We start from the raw sequence: 22,233 nt of genomic DNA on the forward strand, positions 1-22,233 counted from the left end.
CAGGCGGCGAAATCAGCCGCGGCCCTTGAAGAACACCGCGGCCAGCGGCGGCAGCGTGATCGTCACCGAGAACGGCTGCCCGTGCATTGCCGTGGGTTCCGCGAACACGCCGCCGCTGTTCCCCAGGTTGCTGCCCCAGTACAGTCCCGCGTCGCTGTTCAAAATCTCTTTCCAGAACCCGGCGCTCGGCACCCCTACCCGGTAGCCCGGCCGCGGCACCGGCGTGAAGTTCAGCACGCACACGATCAGTTCCTCGCCCGTCTTGCCGCGGCGGACGAAGCTCAGCACGCTGGCGTTGGCGTCGGCGCAGTCGATCCAGTCGAACCCGCCCGGCTGGTTGTCGAGCTCGTGCAGCGCCGGCTCGGCGGCGTAGGCGTGGTTCAGGTCGCGCACCCACCTCTGCACGCCCTCGTGCGGCGCGTGCTGCAGCAGGTGCCAGTCCACGCTCTCCTCCGACCGCCACTCCCGCCGCTGGGCGATCTCGCCGCCCTGGAACAGCAACTTCTTCCCCGTCATGCCCCACATGTACCCGAACAAGAGCCGCAGGCCGGCGTACTTCTGCCACTCGTCGCCGGCGCACTTGTCCCACAGCGGCCCCTTGCCGTGCACCACCTCGTCGTGGCTCAGGGGGAGCACGAAGTTCTCGTGGTAGGCGTAGAGCATCCGGAACGTCAGGTCGTTCTGGTGGTACTTGCGGTGGATCGGGTCCTCGGCGATGTACCGCAGCGTGTCGTGCATCCAGCCCATGTCCCACTTGTAGCCGAAGCCCAGCCCGCCGGCGTAGGTGGGGCGGCTCACCATGCCCCAGCTCGTGCTCTCCTCCGCGATCGTCTGCACGTCCGGGTAGTGCTGGTACACTTCCTGGTTGAACCGCCGCAGGAACTCGATGGCCTCGATGTTCTCCTGCCCGCCGTAGCGGTTGGGCGTCCACTCGCCCTCCTTGCGGGAGTAGTTCAGGTACAGCATCGACGCCACCGCATCCACGCGGATGCCGTCGATGTGGTACTTGTCGAGCCAGAACAGGGCGCTGGAGAGCAGGAAGCTGCGGACCTCGTGTCGGCCGTAGTTGAAGATGAAGCTGCCCCAGTCCGGGTGGAAGCCCTGCTGCGGGTCGGCGTGCTCGTAGCAGGCGGTGCCGTCGAACTTCGCCAGCGCCCAGGCGTCCGTCGCGAAGTGGCTCGGCACCCAGTCGAGGATGACGCCGACGCCGGCCTGGTGGAGCGTGTCGATGAGGTACATCAGGTCTTGCGGGGTGCCGAACCGGCTGGTGGCGGCGAAGTAGCCGGTGGTCTGGTAGCCCCACGACCCGAAGAACGGGTACTCGGTGATCGGCAGGAACTCGACGTGGGTGAACCCCATGTCCCGGCAGTACGCGGCCAGCTTCGGGGCCACGTCGCGGTAGCTGAGCGAGTGGTACGGCGGGTCGGCCTCGCGCATCCACGACCCGAGGTGGACCTCGTAGATGCTGACGGGCGCGTCCTGGGCGATCTTCTTGCCGCGGCCGGCCATCCACTCGTCGTCGTGCCACTCGTAGCCCATGTCCCAGGTCACGGCGGCGTGCTTGGGCGGGATTTCGCAGTGGAACGCGAACGGGTCGGTCTTCTCGGCGGTGAACCCGCCCGGCGCCGCGACGTGGTACTTGTACATCGTGCCGTTGGTCACCCCCGGCACGAACCCGGCCCAGACGCCGCTGCTGCCGACGGGGGCGAGGCGGTTGGCGCCCTTGTCCCAGCCGTTGAAGTCGCCGACGACCGCGACGTAGTCGGCGTTCGGCGCCCACACGGCGAACTGGTAGCCGGCCTGGCCGTCGCGGGTGGCGGGGTGGCTGCCGAGCTTCTCGTACAGCCGGACGTGGCTCCCCTCGTTGAACAGGTACAGGTCTTGCGGCGTGAGCGCGGGGCCGGGTCCGCCGGGGGGTTCGGGCGGGGCCGCGGGCTGGCGCGGCTGGCCGTTCCCCGCCTCGCTGCCGAACGGGAGGTACTTGGGCTTCGGCGAGGCGGGGCGGGTCATGGGTGCGGTCCCGGCTGCGGAGAGGGGATAATCCACAACTACCGAATCGCGTGCCGGTCATCCAGATACGACGGACCGTGCCGGCGACGCCGCCGGGCCGGGTGCAACGGTTGTGCCGGGAGGGTAGGACGTGAGGGCGGGGTCAGCCCGCGACGGCCGCCGGCTCGGGGAGCACGTCGGTCATGTGGAACGTGAGCTTGTGGTTGCACAGCAACAGTTGGTCGCCCGACTGCAACTTGGTCGGCCCGCCGATCCGCTTGCCGTTCACCAGCGTGCCGTTCTTCGAGGCCACGTCGTAGACCTCGCAGCACAGGTTCGTGTGAACCACCACCGCGCAGTGCCGGCGTGACACACACTCGTCGCGGATCACCACGTCGTTGTCCGGCAGCCGGCCGACGCTGTTCATCCCCATGTGCAGCGGGTAGACGTCGGGGCCGTCCTTCAGGTAGAAGGTGAACCGACCGGCGAGGACCGCGGCCTCGGCCGGCGGGGCCACGGTGGGGGCGTCGAGGCGGTCGTCGGGGACGGGGGCGCGGGCGGGGTCGGAGACGAGGGTGTGGTTCCCGCAGGCCGCGTGGATGGCCTGGCGCGCGGCGCGGAACTGGTCCCGCCGGGCGTGGCCCTCCAGGTGCAAGCTCTGTAAGCGGGGGTCCGACATGCCGCCTCCGGGCGGTGGCCCCATATCAGGGGCCGGCGTAATTCAGCGTCATACCCGTAAGATTCGTCAAGGTCAACGGGCAGTCAATCCCGATCGACCAATTCCGTCCAAGACTTGTGGCTCGCCAGCGGCGCAGCCGGAACATCACCACCCACACTATAGTATTGGACAGACCCAGGCCGCGACAAGATTCCGAGAACTTCGCAGAATTTCCCCAAGCTGCCCGATTTAAACACGGAACCGTTCGGCGTCCGGTGCGAGCTCCAGGCCCAACCCCGGCCCCGCGGGCGGTATTAACTTCCCCTCCGATGCACGGACCGTGCCAGGAAACACGTCCGCCAGCCAGTCCACGCGGTCCACGCGCGTCACCGCCGGTAGGCCGCACGCCAACTGCACCCCCACTTCGGGCAACCGCACCGGCGACACCGACACGCCGAACGCCTCCGCCACCGCCGCCACCTTCAGCACCGGGGTGATGCCGCCGAGCCGGCCCACGTCCGGCCGAACCACGCGGATGACGCCGTCGCGGATCGTCTGGAAGAAGCGGTCGCGGGTGGCGAACGACGAGCCGACGGCGATGGGGATTTCCGCCATCCCCGCGAGCTTGGCGTAGCCGATGGTGTCGGTCGCCGGCAGTGGGTCCTCGAACCACTCGACGCCGACGTCCTCGAAGAAGTGCGTCAGTGCCTCGGCGGTGCCCAGGTCGAACCGGCCGTCGGCCGCGACGCACACGGCCCAGTCGTCCCCGAGGCCGTCGTTGATCTCGCGGACGCGGTCGGCGTCGGCCCGCACGTCGCCGCCTCCGACCTCGATGCGCACGGCGGTTGCCCCTTGCTTCAGCAGCGGCTTCGCGGCCTTCACCACGTCCGCCGCGGACCGGCCGGCCGCCACGTCCGAGACGAAGAAGGGTGCCGCCGGCCGCGCCGCGCCGAGCAGCTCCCACAGCGGCACGCCGGCTGCCTTGGCCTTGATGTCCCACAGTGCAACGTCCACGGCCGAGTACGCGCGCGCGGCGAGGCCGGCGAAGCCGACGCCGCGGAAGTACGCCTCCGCGGCCGCGAACCGCTTCTCGGGCTGGCGCGGGTCGGCGCCCACCACCAGGGGCGAAACGTCGGCGTCGATCAGGGCGCGAACGGTGGCGGCGCCGGGGCCGACGACGACGGCGTAGCCGAGCCCCGTGAGGCCGGCGTCGGTTTCGGCACGGACGAGGATCACGTCGACGGCGGTGGGGCCGGCGGGGGCGGGGTCGGTGAGCGACACACGCCCCGGCCGTGCGAGCGGGACGCGGAGGTGGTCGGCGGAGAGAGAGACGAGGTGCATGCGGTGGTGGGGCGTCGTTGGCAAGGAATGAGACAGTGAGCGTGTTCTATGCCGGCCGCCCGGAACGGAAGGTACGTTCCCGCGCCCAAATCCAGTAGCCGATCGGCAGGTCGAGTTGGGCGGGTGAGATGTCCTGCGTCTCGATGATTTGGTTCTGGCTGTCACGCACTTGAACACCCAGAACTAAGGACACGCGGTGGGCGGCGCCCGATTCCAGCGGCCAGTACCCCTCCAACAAGTCGCAGACGTTGTGGAGGGCGGTGTCTACCGCCTTCTCGACCGCGGAGCGAGCTTCGGGCGAAGCGTCTGCCGCAACCGTCGCGAGCGCCTCGTCGCGGCAGTGCTTGATGAGGAAGTAACCGAAGGTGTGGGCGGCATCCTCCGGGCGGTCGAATTGTCCGGTCCGCCAGTCCGGGAAGTCTCGCGGTGGTACGGTCGGATCCATACGGCACCACTCCTGTCCGACGAGTCCGCGTTGCGACCGCCCCGACCGGTTTTCAGGCCGACGGCCTGACAGCCCTCAGCCCAGGGCAACGCCCTGGGTCAGGGGTGCGAATGGCCGTGCAGGCTGAAGGCCTGCGAGCCGGCTCCCAGCCCTTCAGGCTGGGGGGTGGTTTGTTGCCCCGCACCCAGGGCGGCGGTCGCTGCGCTCCCGTGCCCTGGGCTGAGAGCTGTCAGGCCTTCGGCCTGAAGACGGCGCGACCTACTCGCCCAGATACGCCGCCCGGATGCGCGGGTCGTTCAGCAGCACGTCGGCCCGGTCGCTCATGGTCACCCGGCCGGTCTCCAGCACGTAGCCGCGGTGGGCCACCTTCAGCGCCATCCGGGCGTTCTGCTCCACCAGCAGCACCGACATCCCCTGCCGGTTCAGCTCGCGGATCACCTCGAAGATCTGCACCACGATCTGCGGCGCCAGCCCCAGCGACGGCTCGTCCAGCAGCAGCAGCTTCGGCCGGCTCATCAGCGCCCGGGCGATGGCGAGCATCTGCTGCTGCCCGCCGGAGAGCAGCCCGCCGGCCTGGTGCTGTCGCTCCCGCAGGATCGGGAACATCCCGAACGCCTTCTCGATGTCTGCCTTCACCCCGTCGGCGTCGGTGCGGGTGAAGGCGCCCATCTGGAGGTTTTCGAGCACCGTCAGCCGCGGGAAGATTTTGCGCCCCTCCGGCGACTGCGCCAGCCCGAACCGCACCACCTGGTGCGCCGGCACCTTCGCGGCGGTGAGGTCGCGGCCGTCGAACACGACGCGGCCGCCGCGGGCCTTCACGACGCCGGACAGGCTCATCAGCGTGGTCGTCTTGCCGGCGCCGTTGGCGCCGATCATGGCGACGATCTCGCCCGGCTCCACCGTGAGCGAGATGCCGTGGAGGACGTTGATGGGGCCGTAGCCGGCTTCGAGTTTGTCGACCGAAAGCAGAGGAGGCATCAGCTCACCTCCTCCTTGCCCAGGTACGCCTCGATCACCTTCGGGTCGCGGCTCACCTCGGCGGGCGGCCCCTCGGCGATCTTCACGCCGTAGTCCAGCACCGCGACGCGGTCCGAAATCCCCATCACCAGGCTCATGTGGTGCTCGATCAGCAGCACCGTCACGCCGCGGTCGCGGATCTGGCGGATCAGGCCCATCAGGTTCGCCGTCTCGCTCGGGTTCATCCCCGCGGCCGGCTCGTCGAGCAGCAGCAGTTCGGGGCTCGTCGCCAGGGCCCGCGCGATTTCGAGCCGCCGCTGGTCGCCGTACGCGAGGTTGCACGCCAACTCGTTGTGCTTGCCGGCCAGCCCGACGAACGCCAGCCACTCGCCGGCCCTGGCGCGGAACTCGGCTTCTTCGCGGCGGTGCGCCGGCAGGTGGAGCAGCGCCGCCAGAGGGTGCCCCTTGATGGCCCGGCTCATGCCGACCTGCACGTTCTCCAGCACCGTCATCGCGTGGAACAGGCGGATGTTCTGAAACGTGCGGGCGATGCCGCCCTGCGAGATCACGTCCGGCGTGCGGCGGCTGCGCCACCACGTCAGCAGCATGCCGGCGGCGCCGACGACGAACCCGAACGCGAACCCGCCGCCGGCCGCGGTGCCGCGCGCCGAGACGTGCGCGGTGGCGTCCGACAGCGCCTTGCCCCACGGGAAGGTGGCGCGGGCGTCGGTGTAGTTCTGGCGGATGGCCGCCTTCCACAGCGCGTTGACGTTCACCGCCAGGAGCAGGCACACCAGCCCGGTCAGCAGCCCGACGGCGACGGCCCCGGCGACCGGCTTCCAGGTGAAGGCGCGCTCGATCGGCCGGCCGCGGAACAGGACGCGCCCCTCGGTCGGCTCGTAGATGCCGGTGACGGCGTTGAACACGGTCGTCTTGCCGGCGCCGTTCGGGCCGATGACGGAGAAGATGCGGCCGGGCTCGACCGTCAGGTCAACGCCGTTCACGGCGGTGATGCCGCCGAACCGCATGGTGAGCTTTTCGATCTGCAGCAGCGCCATCGGCACCTCGCGGCGGTCAACCCAGCTCGTGCTTCGTCCGCGCCGCGGGCAACAGGCCCGAGGGGCGGAACCGCATCATCACGATCAGCGCCGCCCCGAAGATGAACAGCCGCCACCCGCTCACCTTCAGGTACTGCTTCCCCTGCATCCACGCCGGGAACAGCTCCTGGAACTCGCGCTTCTGCACGTACGTGTCCAGCACCGGCGTCAACACCATGTCGTACCCGACCAGCAGGAACACCCCCAACAGCACCCCCGGGCGGTTGCCCAGGCCGCCGAGGATGACGCAGCACAGGGTAATCATCGAGCGGTTGAAGTCGTACGCCTCCGGCCCGCCGGTCGTCTGCTGCGCCACCGCATACAGCCCGCCGGCGAGCCCGGCGATGGCCGCGCCCAGCGCGATCGCCGTCAACTTCAGCCGGGCCGGGTTCAGGCCCATGCACGACGCGGCGAGCTCGTCCTCGCGCAGCGCCACCCACGCCCGCCCGAGTCGGCTCCGCTCCAGGTTCCGCAGCAGCACGTTCGTCAGCGCCAGCAGCCCGAGGCACAGCAGGTAGAAGTACGGGTAGTCGTACCAGTAGCGGCCCCAGCCCAGGTTCGCGGGGCGGATCGGCCGCAGGTCCGGGTCGTCCACGCCCGGCAGCAGCTTCGGCGTCACCGGGTTCAGCCCGCGCGTGCCTTCCGTGATGGCGTCGAGGTTGCGGATCACGAACACGATGATGAGCCCGAACCCCATCGTGACGAGCGCCAGGTAGTCGCCGCGGAGGCGCAGCGTCGGCGCGGTCGTGGCCACGCCGAGCGCCGCCGACGCCAGCACGCCCACGAGCACGGCCACGGGGAACGCCAGCTGGAACGGGAACGTCTGCACCGTCAGGATGCCGACGGTGTAGGCGCCGATGCCGAAGAACGCCGCGATGCCGAGGTGCAGCAGCCCAGTGTACCCGACGACGACGTTCAGCCCGAGCGCCAGGAGCGCCAGGATGAAGATCGGCGTGAGCTGCTGGGCGTACAGCCCGACCTGCTTGTCGGGGACGAACGGCAGGGCGGCCAGGGCCAGGAACAGCACCGGCAGCCACGCCGCGGACAGGACCGCGCGCGGGCTCATACCTTCTCCCGGGTGCGGGCGCCGAGCAGGCCGTTCGGGCGGAAGATCAGCACGACGACGAGGATGGCGAAGATCAGCGCCTCGCTCCACTCGGACCCGATGTACGCCCCGCCGAGCGTCTTCACCAGGCCGATCATGATGCCGCCGAGCACCGCCCCGGGGATGTTGCCGATGCCGCCGAGCACGGCCGCGGTGAAGGCGTACACGCCGTTCTGGAAGCCCATCTGGTAGTTGACGGTGTTGAAGTACAGGCTGTACACCACCGACCCGACGCCCGCCAGCGCCCCGCCGAGGGCGAACGTCGCCGCGATGACGCGGTCCACGTTGATCCCCATCAGCTGCGCCGCGGTCGGGTTCTGGGCGGTGGCCCGCATCGCCTTGCCGAGCGTGGTGTACCGCACGAACAGCGTCAGCGCCGCCATCGTCGGCAGCGTCACCAGCACCACCATGAGGTCCTTGAACGTGAACCGCAGGCCGGTGCCGTCGAGGAGGTTGGCGGGCTCCGGCGGCGCGGCGGCGGGGTCGGTCACGCGCGGGCCGAGTAGGTCGGGGAAGGTCACGTCGGTGGCGCCCTTCCAGAACAGGCCGACGCCCATGAACACGAAGCTGACGCCGATGGCGGACACCAGCGGCGCCAGCTTCGGGGCGGTGCGGAGCGGCTTGTAGACGGCCCGGTCCACGGCGACGTTCAGCGCCGCGCAGAACAGCGGCGCGGCGACGAGCATGAGGGCGACGGCGGCGAGCCCGGCGGGGGTGCCGGCCTCCGACTGGGTGCGGGCGCCGACCAGCAGGCACACCTCCAGCGACAGGAAGCAGCCGAGCATGAACAGGTCGCCGTGGGCGAAGTTGATCAGCTCGACGATGCCGTACACCATCGTGTACCCGAGCGCGATCAGGGCGTAGAGGAGCCCGGACACGAGCCCGATGAGGACGAACTGGCCGAACGCGGCGGCGGGGTCGGCGGCGAAAAGCGGCGTCATCGGGCTCCCGGGCGGGGGAAACAAGAAAGCCCGGGGACGGCCGCCCCCGGGCTTTCGGCCGTCACTTCTTGTCTACGGTCTTCTGCGGGACGAACTTCCCGCCCTCGACCTTGCTGATGGTCAGCTGCTGGAGGGTGGTGTCGCCGTCGGCGTCGAAGCTCCACTTGCCGACCACGCCGCCCTCGAAGTCCTTCGTCTCCAGGCACGCCTTCAGGATCGCCTCGCGGTCCTTCCGGCCGACCTTCTTCGCCGCCGCGAGGAACACCGCGGCGGCCTCGTACCCGTACACGGCGTACGCCTCGGGCTCCTTCGTGTACTTCGCCTTGTACTTCTCGACGAACTCCTTCCCCTTCCCCTTGAGCATCGACGGGTCGGTGCCGCCGATGGTGGCGTACACGTTGGCCAGGTCCTGGGCCGACGCCGAGTCGAGGAAGGCCTGCTCGTAGCACCCGTCCGGCACCATCACCGGGCACGTCACCCGGGAGGCCCGCAAGTCCTTGACGAGCTTGCCGGCGGCCGTCTGGGTGGTGCCGCCGAAGTACACCATGTCGGGGTTCAGCGCCCGCACCTGCTCGGTGATCTCGCGGAACGACGTCTGAGTGTGGACGATCGGCCGGCGGCCGCCGCCGAGGATCTCGAGCCCGATGGCCCGGCAGCGGGCCTCGAACAGGCCGGCGATGCCGTCGCCGTACAGTTCGTTGTCGTGGAGGATGTACACCTTCTTGGCGGTCAGCGTCTCCTTGACGAAGTCGGCCGACAGCGGCCCCTGCACGTCGTCGGTCGGGCAGACGCGGCAGAACGTGACGCGCTTCGCGGGGCGGTACACCTCGGGCTCGCCGGTGGTGTCGCCGGGCTGCTTCTTGGTGAGCCCCGGCCACGTCGCGGCGGGGGAGATTTGCAGCACGCCGCCCTCGTTGAGGATCGGCATCGACACCTTCGCGGCGCCGGAGTTGTACGGCCCGATGAAGACCATCACGTCGTCGTCGGCGACGGCGTCGCGGGCGTTCTTCGCCTCGGCGGCCGCCTCCCACTTGCCGGACGACGCGGTGGCGTCGTCGGCGTCCACGTAGTCGATCCGGTGCCCGGCGACTTCGCCGCCGAAGTCCTCGATCGCCATCTTGATGCCGTTAACGATCGTGTCCGTCTGCCCCTGTGCGGAGCCGGTGCGCGGGAAGCTGGAGAGGATCTTGAGGACGGGCCGGGTGTCCTTCGACCCGCCGCACCCGCCGCACCCGGCCATCGACCCGGCCGCCAACCCGGTGGCGGCGGCGAGAAAGCGACGACGATCCACGGCGTGTCCCCCTGGTGGCGTGCGGGCGGCCCGATGGTAGGCCGGCGCCGCGGCCCCGTCAACGATATTGAGAGGTAGTGGGCAGTGGGCAGTGGGCAGTGGGCAGTTAAGACCAGAGCCGGGTGCTAACTGCCCACTGCCCACTGCTCACTGCCCACTTTCAAGTACGAACGTCACCGGGCCGTCGTTCACCAACTCCACCTGCATGTCGGCGCCGAACCGGCCGGTCGCCACCGGCAGCCCGACGGCCCGCAGTTCGGCCGCGAACCGCTCGTACAGCGGCTCCGCCACCGCCGGCGGCGCCGCCCCGGTGAAGCTCGGCCGGCGGCCCTTGCGGGTGTCGCCGTACAGCGTGAACTGGCTCACCACCAGCACGCCGCCGCCCACGTCCAGCACCGAGCGGTTCATCTTTCCGGCGTCGTCCTCGAAGGCCCGCAGGTGCGCCACCTTGTCCGCGAGCCACACGGCCTCGGCGGGCGTGTCGGCCGGCGCGACGCCGAGCAGCACGAGCCAGCCGGCCTCGACGGCGCCGACGGTCTCGCCGGTCACGACGACGGCCGCCCGGCGGACGCGCTGGAGGACGGCACGCATCGGCGTCGGTCGGTGGTAGGAGAGGGATTAAGGGTGATGGTATGGAGCGGGGCGCCCGGCGGCACGGCCGGCCCAGCCTGCCGCCGCGCCTCGTCCTGCCCCCGCCCCGCGACCGCCACCGCCGGCCCGCCGCGCGGCGCGGCCGGAGCGGTTCTGTCGGTGGTGGCGTTTGCACGCCGCCCCCCGCCGTGGCAGGATTTACCCGTGGGGCCGGCCCGACCCCTCTCCCCGCCCGCCACCTTTCCGGACGACCGACATGAGCCCGAAGCACGACGACCGTTCCGGGTACGACTCGTTCTGGACCGCAACCGAGCCGGCCACCGCGGCGGCCCCCGCGGCGGCTCCGCCCGCCCCGCCCGCCCCGCCCGCCCCGACAGACGCCTACGCCGCGTTCGCCGCCGCGGCCGACGGCGAGTAGGACGACGGCGTCCTCGGTCTCGCCCGCCCCCCTCACGGAGACCCCCATGCGCTCGCTCGTCCTCGCAGCCGCCTTCGGGCTGACCGCCGCCCTCGCCGCCGCCCAGGACGCCCCGCCGCTCCTGACCGCCCACGGGTCGGTCGAGAAGGCCGACAAGGACACCCTGACGGTGAAGCCCCGGGCCGCCGACGGCAAGTTCCAGAAGGCCGTGGCCCTGAAGGTGACCGGGACCAGCCGGGTGACCGTGCTCGCCCCGCAGGTGCGCGACGGGAAGGTGGTCCTCACCCAGCGCGAGGCGGCGGCCGCGGACCTCGCCCCCGGGCAGGCCGTCGCAGTCATTTATGCCGACGCCGGTAAAGACGGGGCGGTGCTGCTGACGGCCGTGGCCCAGCCCGCCGCGAACAAGTAGCCGGGGGCGCCGCCCACACCGGCCGCGGTGGGGGACCGAGCCGGGTCGCCGGAACCCCGAGCCACGCCCTGGCGGCAACTACGCTAACCCCAGCACTGCCGACGGCGCCGCACCGCCCGCGGCGCGGTCGAGCTGCCAGAACGTCACCGCGTGGGCGTTCCGCTCGTCGGCCGGGTGCCGCTGCACGTTCGTCACCGCGAACGCCAGCCGGTCGAGCAGGTCCACCGGGAAGCGCGTCGTTCCTGCGAACTCGCCGTCCACCACAGTGAGGTAGAGCCGGTCGGCCAGCGGCAGGAACTCGCGGTACACCTCGCCGCCGCCGATCACCACCGCCTCCTCGGCGCCGAACGAGGCCGCCAGTTCCAGCGCGTCGGCCGCCGAGCGCACGACGTGCACGCCGGCCGGGGCGAAGTCCGGTCGGCGCGTGAGGACGAGGTTCGGGCGGTCGGGGAGCGGTCGGCCGATCTGCTCGAATGTGGTGCGGCCGAGGATGATCGGTTTGCCGAGCGTGAGGGCGCGGAAGTGCTTCAGGTCGCGCGGCAGGTGCCACGGCAGGCCGGTTTCGGTGCCGATGACGTGGTTCCTGCCGAGCGCGGCGATGAGCGCCAGTCGCATCTCGTGACCCTGCCGGTGGTTCAGGCGCCGCGCCGCCTCGGCGGCGTCGTTCCAACACAAATGCTTCCAGACGACTCAGTGCTTCCACGGACGGGGTGTCTCCGTCTCTGGAACCAATGAGAAGCGCCCGAACGAGCCGGCGGCCAGACCGCAACGGACCACCCCGAGGTGAGGCCCGACGGGCGGGTAGCGACCCGCCGGACTCGGTATCAGTTGTATCGCCGCCGCGGTGCCCGGGCTCGGTCGTCCCTGGCCCGGCGGCACCCTGGCCTGCCTGATGCGTCCTTCCGGTCGGCGACCGCTGCTCGATTTTTCGCCGACGGCTGAATCCGTGTGGCAGAGTGAACGCGCCCAAACACGCGGCGCGGAGTCCGGTCATGCGGCAGATGGCGGCGGCGCTGATCCTGCTGGCCCTGTTCGTGGTGCTGGTCGGGAGCCGGTTCAGCCCGGCGGACGGCGACAAACTGGCGGCGGTGTCGCGGCTGACGGCGGCGAAGCTGCGCGACGCCCTGCCGACGGACGCGGCCCTGGCCGGTCCGGTGGGGGCGTTCCGCCGGGGGTTGCCGGACGACCCCGCCGGCCGGGTGAAGGCGCGGCTCGAGACGGACCGCCGGCTGGCAGGGGTGCCGTTCACGGTGTCGGCCGAGGGCGAGAAGGTGACCCTGCGCGGGGTGGTGCCGGACGCGGCGGCGCGGCGGCGGGCGGTGAGCCTGGCCGAGAACACGGTCGGCGTGGCCGAGGTGGTGGACGAGTTGGCGGTGCCCGCGGGGTGAGTCGACCCACGGCTCGCCGTGTTCCTCGTGCCCGGTAACATACCCGTACCGGACGCCCTCCCCGCAGGAACCCGACCGTGAACGCGCCCCCACTCGACGACCGCGACGGCGTCATCTGGCTCAACGGCAAGCTCGTCCCGTGGCGGGACGCCAAGGTCCACGTCCTCACCCACTCCCTCCACTACGGCAATGCCGTGTTCGAGGGCGACCGCGTCTACAACGGCAAAGTCTTCAAGCTGTCCGAGCACTCGGCCCGGCTCATCCGCTCGGCCAAGATGCTCGCCTACGACCTGCCGTACTCCGTCGCGGAGCTCGACGCCGCCACGAAGCTCGTCGTCGCCGAGAACAAGCTGGAGTCCGGCTACGTCCGGCCGCTGGCGTGGCGCGGGCCGGAGGTCATCGGCGTCAGCGCGGCGGGAACGAAGATCCACGTCATGATCGCGGCGTTTCCGTGGGGCAAGTACTTCTCGCAGGCCGCCATCCGCATCTGCACCAGCCGGTGGAAGCGGCCGAGCCCGGAGAGCAGCCCGGCCGGGAGCAAGGCCGCCGGCCTGTACGTCATCTGCACCCTGGCCCGCGACGAGGCCGCCGCCGCCGGCTACCAGGACGCCCTGATGCACGACTACAAGGGCCGCCTCAGCGAGGCGACCGGCGCCAACCTGTTCCTCGTCTTCGACGGCGAGCTGCACACGCCGACGACCGAGACGATCCTCAACGGCATCACCCGCCAGACGGTGATGGAGCTGGCCCGCAAGCGCGGCATCACTGTGGTCGAGCGCGAGATCTACCCCGAGGAGCTGGCGCGGGCGTCCGAGGTGTTCCTGACCGGCACCGCCGTCGAGGTGCAGCCGGTGGGGTCGATCGACGAGCGGGAGTACCCGGTCGGCCCGATCAGCACGCAGTTGCAGGCGGACTACGCGGCCCTCGTTCGCGCCTAATCCGGGGTACGCTCATGAAGTCGGCCATCACGGTTAGCCTGGTGCCCGAGGCCCGCGGCGGGCCGTTCGTGTTCTGGGACGACCTGCCCGCCGCCTGCCGGTCGGCGCGAGCGCTGGGGTTCGACGCCATCGAATTGTTCCCGCCCGGCTCCGACGCCGTGGACACCGCCGACCTGAAGGCGCTGCTCGACGACACCGGGCTGTCACTGGCCGCCGTCGGCACCGGGGCGGGGTGGGTGAAGCACAAGCTGACGCTCACCACCGCCGACCAGGAGGCCCACGCCAGGGCGATGAAGTTCGTCGAGCGGATGATCGACTTCGCCGCCGTGTTCGACGCCCCGGTCATCATCGGGTCGATGCAGGGCCGCGCCGCCGACCCGGCGGGCCACGCCACGACGATGGGCTACCTCGCGGAGGCGCTGCTGAACCTCGGCCTGCACGCCAACCAGTACGGGCTGCCGGTGCTATACGAGCCGCTGAACCGGTACGAGACGAACCTCGTGAACCGCCTCGACGACGGCGTACGGCTGGTGGGCGGGCTGGCGTCGGCGAACGTGAAGCTGCTGGCCGACTTGTACCACATGAACATCGAGGAGGCAGACCTGCCGGCGGCGCTGCGCGCGGCCGGGCCGCACGTCGGGCACGTCCACTTCGCCGACTCCAACCGCCGGGCCGCGGGCGCGGGGCACACCGACTTCGGGCCGATCGTCGCGGCGCTGAAGGACGTGGGCTATGCCGGCTACCTGTCGGCGGAGGTGTTGCCGCTTCCCGACTCGCACGCCGCGGCGAAGCAGACGATCGAGTCGTTCCGCCGCTACGCCGGGTCGTAGGCGGGGCCGCGGCGGCGTGAGTGCCTCAGGCTGTCCGCCGTTCCGCAGGTGCCCGATGGCCGACCTCCCCCGCCCGCCACGTAAAGGGCGACACGCTCGACGTGCTGCTGAAGGCCCGCCGCGACGCGGCCGACGACCGTGGGCGGTTCGTCGCCGCGTTCGAGCCGGTCCGCCACCGCCACGCCGGGACGCTGGCCGTGGCCAGCCAGCAGGCGGTGGTGTACGGCCTGGCCGCCGACGCCTCCGCGCCGGCCGTCCGCTCGCGGACCTGCCGCGGTATGAGCGGGCCGTGTACGACCAGTACCTCGACGAGGCGTTCGTCGGCCTCGATCGCGCGGTCACCGACTGGGACTGGCTCGACATCGTGGGGCTGAGAACGGACCCCGACTTCGACCCGCTCCGCGCCGACCCGCGGTTCGCCCACGCGGTGCGGAAGGTCGAGGAGCGGCTGGCCGGGCGGAAATTTAGACGTGCCCGGCCGGCGTCGCGGTGCCCGGGTCCGAACTAGCGCGGGAAACTCAACTCGTTCGTGACGCGGCCGACGCCGGGCGTCAGGCGGACCATCCCTTCCACCACCCGGGCCTCGTCGCCGTCGCGGACCGTGCCGCGGAGGACGACGGCGTTGCCGTCCACCTGCACCTGCACGCTGCCGGCGGGCAGGGCGAGGCCGGCGCGGTCGATCATGCCGCGCAGGTCGGCCTGGAGGCGCGGGGCGGGGACTTGTGGCACGGCGAACTTCAGCTGTGCGGTGTACGCGATCTGCCGCGGCAGCTGCACGAGCTGGCCGCCCGGGTCGGTGGAGAACGTGCCGCCGGAGCCGGCGCGGCCGCCCGTCGTCGTCGTCGCGCCAGCACGAGCGCCGGTGGTCGTACCGTACGACACGGCGCCGAACCCGCCGGGGTTCGTCCCGGCTCGAACCTTGTCGAGGGCGCCCGAGTACAACGGGTTGGCGAACGTTGGCCCGAGGAAGTTCGACGACTGGATCACGCCGCCGGAGTTGGTCCCGTACTTCGACGGGGCCGAGATCGTGGGCGCCTTCTCGACCGTCGCCAGCTCGGTCTGCGCGGTCGAGGCGCCCCCGGTGCTGCCGCCGGTGGTGCCGGTCGTGGCTTGGGTGCCGGTGGTGGTGGGGGTCTGGAAGGTGCCGAGATTCCCGCCGGTGTTGCCGGTGTTGCCGCCCATCTGGGCCGCCGCCGGGCTCGCGGTCGCCGCCAGTACCACCGCCCACGCCAGCCGTCGCAGGTTCCGCATCGGAGCCCCCCCGTTCGTATCCTCACCCACACCGGCGCGCTTCTTCCGACAGTATCGACGCTGCCGGTCCGGGAATCCAGTCCGCCCGGCGGGAGAAATCGATGAGACCTCGCGGCGTGGCGGTGGCGGGCACCGGGTTCATCGGCCCGGTCCACGTCGAGGCGGTGCGGCGGCTCGGGCACCGTGTCGTCGGTGTGCTCGGCTCCACGCCGGCGAAGGGCCGCGCCGCGGCCGACGCCCTCGGCGTGCCGGTCGCCTACGATTCGCTGGCCGCGCTGCTCGCCGACCCGGCCGTCGAGGTGGTTCATCTGGCGACGCCGAACCGCGCCCACTTCGCGCAGGCGCAGGCGGTTCTCGAAGCGGGCAAGCACGTCGTCGTCGAGAAGCCGCTGGCGATGACCGGCGCCGAGACGGCGGAGCTCGTGCGGCTGGCGGCGGCGCGGCCCGGGCAGGTGGCGGCGGTGAACTACAACGTCCGCTTCTACCCGCTGTGCCTCGACGCCCGCGAACGGGTCCGCGCCGGCGAGATCGGCGACGTGCTGCACGTCACCGGCTCGTACCTCCAGGACTGGCTGCTGTACCCGACCGACTTCAACTGGCGCGTCCTGGCCGCGGACGGCGGCGACCTGCGGGCCGTCGCCGACATCGGCACCCACTGGCTGGATTTGGTTTGCTTCATCACCGGGCTCGAAATCGAGGCCGTGTGCGCCGACCTGCGGACCGTGTACCCCGTGCGGCAGAAGCCGCTCGGCGGCAGCGAGACGTTCACCGGCTCCGCGGGGCAGGGGGGCGAGTCGGTGGCTGTGACGACCGAGGACTACGGGTCTATACTGCTCCGCTTCAAGGGCGGCGCCCGCGGCTGCGTGACGGTGTCGCAGGTGACGGCGGGGCGGAAGAACTGTCTGCGCTTCGACCTGGCCAGGACCAAGGTGTCACTGGCGTGGGACAGCGAGGAGCCGAACGTGCTGCACGTCGGGCACCGCGGCAAGTCGAACGAGTGCGTGGGCCGCGACCCGGGGCAGCTGGCGGCCGCGGCGCGGCGGTTCAGCGACTACCCCGGGGGCCACGCGGAGGGCTTCCCCGACTCGCACAAGCAGCTGTTTCGCGCCGCCTACGCGGCCATCGACGGCGACGCGGGGCCGTACCCGACGTTCGCCGACGGCCACCGCGAGGTGGTGGTGTGTGAGGCCGTATTGCGGAGTAGCCGGACGGGGTCGTGGGAACGGGTCGCGGAATGACGAAGGACGAAGGACGAATGACAGAACCAGGCCGGTTCGTCATTCGTCCTTCGTCCTTCGTCATTCGCGCAGCTCAGAAGCTGCCCGTGCAGCTGCCGCAACCACAGCACTTTCCCACGAAGCGTCGTCCGGCTTGAACGGGAACGTCACCCCGCGGGAGCTGTTCACCACCGCGCCGAGGCCGTCGGCGCGGTAGCCGGCCTTCACGTCCGCGGCGGTGCCGCCCTGCGCGCCGTAGCCGGGGATCAGCAGCCACACGTCCGGCAGCGCCGCCCGCAGCTCGCGCAGCTCGGCCGGGTGCGTCGCGCCGACCACCGCCCCCACGTCGCCCAGACCACAGCCGCCGAGCGTCGCTGCGTTCCACTCCGCCACCGCCGCCGCAACGTGTCGGTAGACCGGCTGGCCGTCACAGACCAAATCCTGGAACAGCCCCGCCCCGGGGTTGCTCGTGCGCACCAGCACAAACACGCCGCGGCCGGCCGCCTGCGCCGCGGTCAGGAACGGCTCCACGGCGTCACGGCCGAGGTACGGGTTGATCGTCAGCGAGTCGGCGTCCCACACCGGGCCGAACGCGGCGTCGGCGTAAGCGGCCGCGGTGCTGGCGATGTCGCCGCGCTTGGCGTCGAGGATGGTGACGAACCCGAGTTCCTTTGCGGCGGTCATCAGGCGTTGCAGCGCGGCGAGGCCCGCGGGTCCGGCCTGCTCGAAGAACGCGGCCTGCGGCTTCACCACGCCGGCGTGCGGCCGCACCAGTTCCAGCACGCGGCGGCCGAACGCCTCGAAGGCCGCGCCGGGCTGCTCGGGCGGCGGCAGGTGCGCCACCGACGCGCGGACCGCCGCCGGCAACGACTCCCAGCGCGGGTCGATGCCGACGCACAGCGGCCCGTGGCGGCGGACGGCGGCGGCGAGACGGTCGGCGAACGCTCCCATGATTCCCCCTCCGGAAATGGCCGGGGCCGGGGTTCGTTAAAGAACCCCGGCCCCGTGCCGGTTCGGCCCGCCCGCCCGCCGTTACCCCTTCGGCGGGGGGCTCGCCTGTCGTTGCTCCGAAACCCGCTGGCTTAGCGGTTGGCCGGCGGCTGGACGCGGAGGCGGCGGTTCGGGTCGAGCTCGACCACGCCGAACGCCTGCTCGTGCCGGGCCACGACCACCCGCAGCACCTCGGCCAGCTTCTTGGCCGTGACGAAGTTCATGACGAGCCGGTGGCTCAGCTCGATCGGCTCCGGGCCGGCGGCCCCCATCACCTGGGAGTACATGCCGAGGTCCAGCAACACCTCGTCGGGGTTGCCGGTCACCCGGAAGAAGTTGACGTACACCGACGCCATCTCGGCGTCGTTGATCGAGACCTGGATCTGCTGAGCCTGGCCCGGCGCGGCGGGGGCGGGGGCGGGGGCGGGGGTTTCTTCGGCCATCGGAGCGTCCTCGTGTTCGGGAGTGGTGGGGTAACAGCGGGTTGGCCGGGAAGTCGGCCGGAGTCAGTGTAACGACGGGGCGAGCGCCCGCCCATACGCCCGGCGAAAAAGCAAGCTCGGGCGGAGCCGCTTCGTCGCTCGGACCGGAATTCTTGTTTCCGCCGGGTGAGGGTCCATGTCCGGAAACAAGTGCATCGGCCATAGTGCCGATCGTTACAGTGACGTTCGCCGGGTCACTCCCCGCCCACCTTCACCGTCAGCCGCCCGCCGGTGGCGCCGGCCACCCGCACGGCCTCGGCCCACGCCGCCCGGTCGGCCTCGGCCGCGACGTGGAGCGTCACCGGGTGTATCGTGGCGACGGACGCCAGCACTTCCGGCACGTCCGAGTACCGATGGGCGTTCAGCAACGGCGGGCCTGATCGGTAAATCGTCGGCAGGTTCCACAGGTCGAGCCGCGCGTACTCCCGGCTGTCCGGCGGCAGGCCCGCCACCGCGTGGAGCGCCAGCGCGGCGGAATCCCCCCGCCCGTGGAGCGTCAGCTTCATCGGCTCCCCGTCGCCCGGCGGGAAAACCTCCTTCCACGCCTGCGTGGCCTGCCACACGTCGAACGCCCGCTGGCCGTCGAGCGTCTGGCCGATCAGCGGGAAGCGGCGGCGGACGTGCGTGTCCTCCTTGCTGCCGGGCGCGGCCCACCGCGTCGGCCCGATGCCGCGCGGCGCGACTGCCGCGAAGCACACCTTGTCGCGTCTCATCACCGCCCGGTTCTGCGCGAACATCGCGTCGTTGCGGGCGAGCGGTCCGGGGTACTGGAGTGCCCCGGCGAAGTTCGGGCCGAACGACTCGCACCAGTCCTTGTACCCGGCCTCGTCGAGAACGCTGAGGATCACTTCCGACGGCTCCTCGACGCCGGCCGCCGTCGCCACCCACATCCGCAGCGACACGTTCGGCTGGGGGTCGAAGTCGATTGCCCTCAGCCGCACGCCCTCGTGGGTCACGACCTCGGCGACCTTCGCGGTCTGCAGGTGTGGCACCCGGTACTCGGCCCCGAGAACTTTCGTGTGCAACGCCCGCCAGACGTCCGCGCGGCGCCCCGGCCACCACGCCTTCAGCTCGTCCACGTCCGCCGGCGGGTTGAACTTCGCGGCGGGCACGAACGTCTCGTGGATCGTCTCGTTCCGCCGCGGCTCGGGGAGCTTGTCGAACACTTTGAGCTGCTTCGGCTCGAAGCGCTTCGTCAGGTCCGGCGCCGGCTGCTCCGCGGTGTCGTTCTTGAGCCAGCGGGCCATCCAGGCGTTGATGCCGCGGTGCAACTCCGGCGTGTCGCTGTGCGGCCCCGTCGTTTCGAGAAGCTGGAACTTCTCGCCCGCGCCGTACAGGTCGTACACCTTGCGGGCCTTGTCCGCGAGGCGGCGGTAACCCTCGACGGGGAAGATGTCGTCCTTGTCGGAGTTGCCCAGCAGCAGCGGCCGCGGGGCGATCAGCGCCGCCACCTGCGCGTAGTCCCATCGGTACGTGTTCACCTGGTACATGCAGTCGCAGTGCCCCGCGATCACGCCGTCGGCCAGGCGCGGCGCCGGCGCCTCGACCAGGTGCGCGTGCAGGTCGGCGATGCCGGCCACGGGCACGACCGCCTTCACCCGCTCGTCCGCGGCGGCGACCCACCAGCTCGTCGCGCCGCCGCCCGAGCGGCCGGTGAGGCCGAACCGCGTGGCGTCCACCTCGGGGCGGGTTTCGAGGTAGTCGAGGGCGCGCATCGCGTTCCACAGCTCGACGCCCGCCGGGGTGTAGCCGCGGCTCTGCCACCACCACATCTTGGCGCCGTGGGTGCCGTGGTGGTCGCCGCGGATCTCGGCCAGCTCGACGGTGTCGAGGATCAGGCAGGCGTAGCCGTTCGCGGCGAACCAGCTCGGGTGGTACTGGTAATGCACCTTGCTGCCGTACGACACGCCGTCGATGACGACGTTGCCGTGACCGCACACGTACAGGATCGTGGGCAGGCGGCCCTCGCGGCGCTTCGGCAGGTACAGGTTGGCGGTGACGTACAGGCCGGGCATCGACTGGAAGTGGAGCCGCTCGACGGTGAACGTGCCGCCGTCGGTGGTGCCCGTGACGACGGCGTTGAGCGGCGTCCGCGGCGGCAGCGGGTCGAGGCCCATCATGTCGAGGAACTGGCGGCGCAGCTCGGGGCGCTTCTTCTCCCAGGCGTCTTTCGTACTGAGGTCGGCGAGGCAGGCGTCGTTGATCTGTTTGACGTGGGCGCGGAAGTAGGCGTCGAGCTGCTTGCGGTTGCGGGCGTGGTCCGGGTTCGGTTGCTGCGCCGTGGCGGGGGTGGCGAGGAGCAGCGCGGCGAGGCCGGCGGGAAGGAGGCGGGTCATGGCGGAGCCCTCGGGGGTGCCGCGATGCTACCCGACGCCACCCGCTCGTGCGAGTACGCGTTGTCGTGGTCTCCGGAAAATGGACCGGACGAACAGGATGCCGAACCTCCGCTCGGTTCGGCGGCGGCTTCGCGGGGTGCGTTAGTGGGGTAGGTTGCAGGCGTTTTTGCTGGACCGCCGGCCGCAACGCCCGGTACTGTTGTCAGTTACACCCGGCGCGGCGGTGTCGACCCCGCGCCGTGATAGATTGCAAAGCCGCAATCTAATTACTGGTTCGGCCTCGAAGGATTGCTCCGCAGGGGTCCGCATGCGAGTCGCCCTCTTGCTCCTCGTTGCCACGGTCGCCACCCTCGGCGCTCAGCCCCCAGTCCCTCGGGCGACAGTTACCGGCCGTGTGGTCCTGCCGGCCAGCGTACCCGTCCCCGAGGCCAAGAGCATCAAGACCACCTACGACCGCGAGCACTGTGGCAACGCCGTGCCGGACGAGTCGGTGGTGGTGGACGCGAAGACCCGCGGGGTGCGGGACGTGGTTGTGTGGCTGCGGCCCGACGACCCCGACCCGAAGAGCAATCTCGGCCCCGCCGACCTGCCCCCGGCCGACGCGAAGCGGAAGCCGGCGGACGTTGTGATCGAACTGAAGGGCTGCCAGTTTGTGCCACACGTCGCCACCGCACGAACCGGCGACACCCTGGTATTCCGGTTCACCGACCCCTGCGCCCACAGCCTGATCTTCCCCGCCGATAACTTCGGCCGCACACAACTACCCATACCAGAGAAGGGCGAGTGGCGGCGACCCGTGCCCGCGGACGCGACCGTGTTCCCCTTCAAATGTTCCATCCACCCGTGGATGGAAGGGCACCTGCGGGTGTTCGACCACCCGTACCATGCGGTCACGGACGCGGCCGGGCGGTACACGATTCGCGACGCCCCGGCCGGGAAGTACCGGCTCGTTTACTGGCACCCGATCGTCGGATACCGCGACGGGAAGGACGGCAGGTCAGGCGTGCCGGTGGTGGTCGCAGCCGGCCTGGACGGAACGCAGGCGCTGCCGCCGGTCGGGTTCGACATCACACGACGGCCGTGAGAGGTGCGAGACACCCTGCTCCGGCCGCCCCAGGAACTTCTCTTGACGAGGGGCGCTCGTAGGGCGGGCCGCGGCCGCCAAGTCGAACGCCCCCCGCCGGTTATGTCGTGCGAGTCGGATCACGGCGCCGCCGGTGAGGTTGCCGGTCGGGCGAGGAGAGTGCATGAACACGGGATCGGCGCGTACCGCGGACGGGGCCGCCGGGGCGGGCCGCGAAGGGGTTATGCACCTGGCGAACTATGGCCAGGGCGAGTGGCGACCGGCGGGGGAGTCGGCACGGTGTAGTCAGCCGTCCCAACGGGATCGACCGCCGGTGGTGTGGGTAGGCGGTCGTCACCAAGTGTTTGGCCGAAAGCGCTCCCCGTCCCAATCGAACCCACGGGCCGAGCAGAGGTCACTCGCCGCACCAGAAACCGGACGGGCTTTGCGCCGGGCGCCGCGGGTAACATAGTCGGCGAGGTCAGCGGAGCCAGCC

Annotated in this window: 23 protein-coding genes; 8 read left to right on the forward strand and 15 right to left on the reverse strand. The window is 71.0% G+C overall.

Annotated features, from left to right (window positions below; genetic code table 11):
• Positions 1 to 12 precede the first annotated feature (12 nt).
• The 10 genes from glgB to dtd form a co-directional block, all read right to left on the reverse strand.
• Positions 13 to 2,010 carry a 1,4-alpha-glucan branching protein GlgB gene (gene glgB, locus ETAA1_RS03930; protein WP_145234492.1) on the reverse strand — a complete coding sequence of 666 codons (1,998 nt, stop codon included), beginning with the start codon at positions 2,008 to 2,010 and terminating at the stop codon, positions 13 to 15.
• 142 nt (positions 2,011 to 2,152) lie between these two features.
• Positions 2,153 to 2,668 carry an FHA domain-containing protein gene (locus tag ETAA1_RS03935; protein ID WP_145234495.1) on the reverse strand — a complete coding sequence of 172 codons (516 nt, stop codon included), beginning with the start codon at positions 2,666 to 2,668 and terminating at the stop codon, positions 2,153 to 2,155.
• Positions 2,669 to 2,896: 228 nt separating this feature from the next.
• Positions 2,897 to 3,988, reverse strand: coding sequence for a mandelate racemase/muconate lactonizing enzyme family protein (locus tag ETAA1_RS03940; RefSeq protein WP_145234497.1), 1,092 nt, complete (start codon positions 3,986 to 3,988; stop codon positions 2,897 to 2,899).
• Between the two features lie 46 nt (positions 3,989 to 4,034).
• Complete coding sequence (locus ETAA1_RS03945) at positions 4,035 to 4,433, reverse strand: hypothetical protein (RefSeq protein WP_145234499.1); 399 nt, start codon at positions 4,431 to 4,433, stop codon at positions 4,035 to 4,037.
• Positions 4,434 to 4,691: 258 nt separating this feature from the next.
• Entirely contained in the window at positions 4,692 to 5,411 is a 720-nt protein-coding gene (locus tag ETAA1_RS03950) for an ABC transporter ATP-binding protein (RefSeq protein ID WP_145234501.1), read from the reverse strand.
• A complete protein-coding gene (locus ETAA1_RS03955; RefSeq protein WP_145234503.1) occupies positions 5,411 to 6,448 on the reverse strand; it encodes an ABC transporter ATP-binding protein in 1,038 nt (345 codons plus the stop codon). Before ETAA1_RS03955 ends, ETAA1_RS03950 begins: the two co-directional genes overlap by 1 nt.
• Positions 6,449 to 6,464: 16 nt before the next feature.
• The gene (locus ETAA1_RS03960) at positions 6,465 to 7,553 is read right to left on the reverse strand and encodes a branched-chain amino acid ABC transporter permease (protein WP_145234505.1); all 1,089 of its coding nucleotides are present in this window, start codon (positions 7,551 to 7,553) and stop codon (positions 6,465 to 6,467) included.
• Positions 7,550 to 8,533, reverse strand: coding sequence for a branched-chain amino acid ABC transporter permease (locus ETAA1_RS03965; protein ID WP_145234507.1), 984 nt, complete (start codon positions 8,531 to 8,533; stop codon positions 7,550 to 7,552). The genes ETAA1_RS03960 and ETAA1_RS03965 overlap by 4 nt, the downstream gene beginning before the upstream one ends.
• Positions 8,534 to 8,594: 61 nt before the next feature.
• Positions 8,595 to 9,824, reverse strand: coding sequence for a branched-chain amino acid ABC transporter substrate-binding protein (locus ETAA1_RS03970; protein ID WP_238389367.1), 1,230 nt, complete (start codon positions 9,822 to 9,824; stop codon positions 8,595 to 8,597).
• 147 nt (positions 9,825 to 9,971) lie between these two features.
• Positions 9,972 to 10,415 carry a D-aminoacyl-tRNA deacylase gene (gene dtd / locus ETAA1_RS03975; RefSeq protein ID WP_145234509.1) on the reverse strand — a complete coding sequence of 148 codons (444 nt, stop codon included), beginning with the start codon at positions 10,413 to 10,415 and terminating at the stop codon, positions 9,972 to 9,974.
• Between the two features lie 256 nt (positions 10,416 to 10,671).
• Between dtd and ETAA1_RS31440 the strand changes: the two genes are divergently transcribed.
• Positions 10,672 to 10,833, forward strand: a complete 162-nt coding sequence (locus ETAA1_RS31440; protein WP_202920644.1) for a hypothetical protein — start codon at positions 10,672 to 10,674, stop codon at positions 10,831 to 10,833.
• A gap of 46 nt (positions 10,834 to 10,879) precedes the next feature.
• Positions 10,880 to 11,242, forward strand: a complete 363-nt coding sequence (locus tag ETAA1_RS03980; RefSeq protein WP_145234511.1) for a hypothetical protein — start codon at positions 10,880 to 10,882, stop codon at positions 11,240 to 11,242.
• 78 nt (positions 11,243 to 11,320) lie between these two features.
• Here the strand turns inward: ETAA1_RS03980 and ETAA1_RS03985 are convergent, their stop codons facing one another.
• Positions 11,321 to 11,857 (reverse strand): dihydrofolate reductase, encoded by a 537-nt coding sequence (locus ETAA1_RS03985; RefSeq protein ID WP_145234513.1) that lies wholly within the window; start codon positions 11,855 to 11,857, stop codon positions 11,321 to 11,323.
• 377 nt (positions 11,858 to 12,234) lie between these two features.
• Here ETAA1_RS03985 and ETAA1_RS03990 point away from each other — a divergent pair, with 377 nt between their 5' ends.
• The 4 genes from ETAA1_RS03990 (at position 12,235) to ETAA1_RS04005 (ending at position 14,906) form a co-directional block, all read left to right on the forward strand.
• Positions 12,235 to 12,630 carry a BON domain-containing protein gene (locus ETAA1_RS03990; protein ID WP_145234515.1) on the forward strand — a complete coding sequence of 132 codons (396 nt, stop codon included), beginning with the start codon at positions 12,235 to 12,237 and terminating at the stop codon, positions 12,628 to 12,630.
• A gap of 77 nt (positions 12,631 to 12,707) precedes the next feature.
• Positions 12,708 to 13,568 (forward strand): branched-chain amino acid aminotransferase, encoded by an 861-nt coding sequence (locus tag ETAA1_RS03995; RefSeq protein WP_145234517.1) that lies wholly within the window; start codon positions 12,708 to 12,710, stop codon positions 13,566 to 13,568.
• Positions 13,569 to 13,582: 14 nt separating this feature from the next.
• On the forward strand, positions 13,583 to 14,398 hold the full coding sequence (locus ETAA1_RS04000) for a sugar phosphate isomerase/epimerase family protein (protein ID WP_145234519.1): 816 nt from the start codon (positions 13,583 to 13,585) through the stop codon (positions 14,396 to 14,398).
• Positions 14,399 to 14,687: 289 nt separating this feature from the next.
• A complete protein-coding gene (locus ETAA1_RS04005) occupies positions 14,688 to 14,906 on the forward strand; it encodes a hypothetical protein (RefSeq protein ID WP_145234521.1) in 219 nt (72 codons plus the stop codon).
• Here the strand turns inward: ETAA1_RS04005 and ETAA1_RS04010 are convergent.
• Positions 14,903 to 15,649: a BON domain-containing protein gene (locus ETAA1_RS04010; protein ID WP_145234522.1), complete on the reverse strand. Its 747-nt coding sequence runs from the start codon at positions 15,647 to 15,649 to the stop codon at positions 14,903 to 14,905. The genes ETAA1_RS04005 and ETAA1_RS04010 overlap by 4 nt on opposite strands.
• Before the next feature lie 101 nt (positions 15,650 to 15,750).
• Between ETAA1_RS04010 and ETAA1_RS04015 the strand changes: the two genes are divergently transcribed.
• Complete coding sequence (locus tag ETAA1_RS04015; protein WP_145234524.1) at positions 15,751 to 16,887, forward strand: Gfo/Idh/MocA family protein; 1,137 nt, start codon at positions 15,751 to 15,753, stop codon at positions 16,885 to 16,887.
• 60 nt (positions 16,888 to 16,947) lie between these two features.
• Here ETAA1_RS04015 and pyrF read toward each other — a convergent pair whose 3' ends face one another.
• From pyrF to ETAA1_RS04030, 3 genes are all read right to left on the reverse strand, one after another.
• A complete protein-coding gene (gene pyrF / locus ETAA1_RS04020) occupies positions 16,948 to 17,817 on the reverse strand; it encodes an orotidine-5'-phosphate decarboxylase (RefSeq protein WP_145234526.1) in 870 nt (289 codons plus the stop codon).
• Between the two features lie 131 nt (positions 17,818 to 17,948).
• Complete coding sequence (locus tag ETAA1_RS04025; RefSeq protein WP_145234527.1) at positions 17,949 to 18,299, reverse strand: DUF3467 domain-containing protein; 351 nt, start codon at positions 18,297 to 18,299, stop codon at positions 17,949 to 17,951.
• Positions 18,300 to 18,532: 233 nt separating this feature from the next.
• Positions 18,533 to 20,674 (reverse strand): alpha/beta hydrolase family protein, encoded by a 2,142-nt coding sequence (locus ETAA1_RS04030; protein WP_145234529.1) that lies wholly within the window; start codon positions 20,672 to 20,674, stop codon positions 18,533 to 18,535.
• A gap of 307 nt (positions 20,675 to 20,981) precedes the next feature.
• Between ETAA1_RS04030 and ETAA1_RS04035 the strand changes: the two genes are divergently transcribed.
• The gene (locus tag ETAA1_RS04035) at positions 20,982 to 21,758 is read left to right on the forward strand and encodes a hypothetical protein (RefSeq protein ID WP_145234531.1); all 777 of its coding nucleotides are present in this window, start codon (positions 20,982 to 20,984) and stop codon (positions 21,756 to 21,758) included.
• The last annotated feature ends 475 nt before the right edge of the window (positions 21,759 to 22,233 follow it).

Source organism: Urbifossiella limnaea, from assembly GCF_007747215.1.
Taxonomy (GTDB): Bacteria; Planctomycetota; Planctomycetia; order Gemmatales; family Gemmataceae; genus Urbifossiella; species Urbifossiella limnaea.

What these genes read in the sequence shown, in the direction of transcription:
- ETAA1_RS04025 (WP_145234527.1), bottom strand. Translation starts at nt 18,299, where the DNA reads ATGGCCGAAGAAACCCCCGCCCCCGCCCCCGCCCCCGCCGCGCCGGGC.
- ETAA1_RS03950 (WP_145234501.1), bottom strand. Translation starts at nt 5,411, where the DNA reads ATGCCTCCTCTGCTTTCGGTCGACAAACTCGAAGCCGGCTACGGCCCC.
- ETAA1_RS31440 (WP_202920644.1), top strand. Translation starts at nt 10,672, where the DNA reads ATGAGCCCGAAGCACGACGACCGTTCCGGGTACGACTCGTTCTGGACC.
- ETAA1_RS03965 (WP_145234507.1), bottom strand. Translation starts at nt 8,533, where the DNA reads ATGACGCCGCTTTTCGCCGCCGACCCCGCCGCCGCGTTCGGCCAGTTC.
- ETAA1_RS04010 (WP_145234522.1), bottom strand. Translation starts at nt 15,649, where the DNA reads ATGCGGAACCTGCGACGGCTGGCGTGGGCGGTGGTACTGGCGGCGACC.
- ETAA1_RS03980 (WP_145234511.1), top strand. Translation starts at nt 10,880, where the DNA reads ATGCGCTCGCTCGTCCTCGCAGCCGCCTTCGGGCTGACCGCCGCCCTC.
- ETAA1_RS03935 (WP_145234495.1), bottom strand. Translation starts at nt 2,668, where the DNA reads ATGTCGGACCCCCGCTTACAGAGCTTGCACCTGGAGGGCCACGCCCGG.
- ETAA1_RS04015 (WP_145234524.1), top strand. Translation starts at nt 15,751, where the DNA reads ATGAGACCTCGCGGCGTGGCGGTGGCGGGCACCGGGTTCATCGGCCCG.
- ETAA1_RS03955 (WP_145234503.1), bottom strand. Translation starts at nt 6,448, where the DNA reads ATGGCGCTGCTGCAGATCGAAAAGCTCACCATGCGGTTCGGCGGCATC.
- ETAA1_RS03945 (WP_145234499.1), bottom strand. Translation starts at nt 4,433, where the DNA reads ATGGATCCGACCGTACCACCGCGAGACTTCCCGGACTGGCGGACCGGA.
- pyrF (WP_145234526.1), bottom strand. Translation starts at nt 17,817, where the DNA reads ATGGGAGCGTTCGCCGACCGTCTCGCCGCCGCCGTCCGCCGCCACGGG.
- ETAA1_RS03940 (WP_145234497.1), bottom strand. Translation starts at nt 3,988, where the DNA reads ATGCACCTCGTCTCTCTCTCCGCCGACCACCTCCGCGTCCCGCTCGCA.
- ETAA1_RS04000 (WP_145234519.1), top strand. Translation starts at nt 13,583, where the DNA reads ATGAAGTCGGCCATCACGGTTAGCCTGGTGCCCGAGGCCCGCGGCGGG.
- dtd (WP_145234509.1), bottom strand. Translation starts at nt 10,415, where the DNA reads ATGCGTGCCGTCCTCCAGCGCGTCCGCCGGGCGGCCGTCGTCGTGACC.
- ETAA1_RS03960 (WP_145234505.1), bottom strand. Translation starts at nt 7,553, where the DNA reads ATGAGCCCGCGCGCGGTCCTGTCCGCGGCGTGGCTGCCGGTGCTGTTC.
- glgB (WP_145234492.1), bottom strand. Translation starts at nt 2,010, where the DNA reads ATGACCCGCCCCGCCTCGCCGAAGCCCAAGTACCTCCCGTTCGGCAGC.
- ETAA1_RS03990 (WP_145234515.1), top strand. Translation starts at nt 12,235, where the DNA reads ATGCGGCAGATGGCGGCGGCGCTGATCCTGCTGGCCCTGTTCGTGGTG.
- ETAA1_RS04030 (WP_145234529.1), bottom strand. Translation starts at nt 20,674, where the DNA reads ATGACCCGCCTCCTTCCCGCCGGCCTCGCCGCGCTGCTCCTCGCCACC.
- ETAA1_RS03985 (WP_145234513.1), bottom strand. Translation starts at nt 11,857, where the DNA reads ATGCGACTGGCGCTCATCGCCGCGCTCGGCAGGAACCACGTCATCGGC.
- ETAA1_RS04035 (WP_145234531.1), top strand. Translation starts at nt 20,982, where the DNA reads ATGCGAGTCGCCCTCTTGCTCCTCGTTGCCACGGTCGCCACCCTCGGC.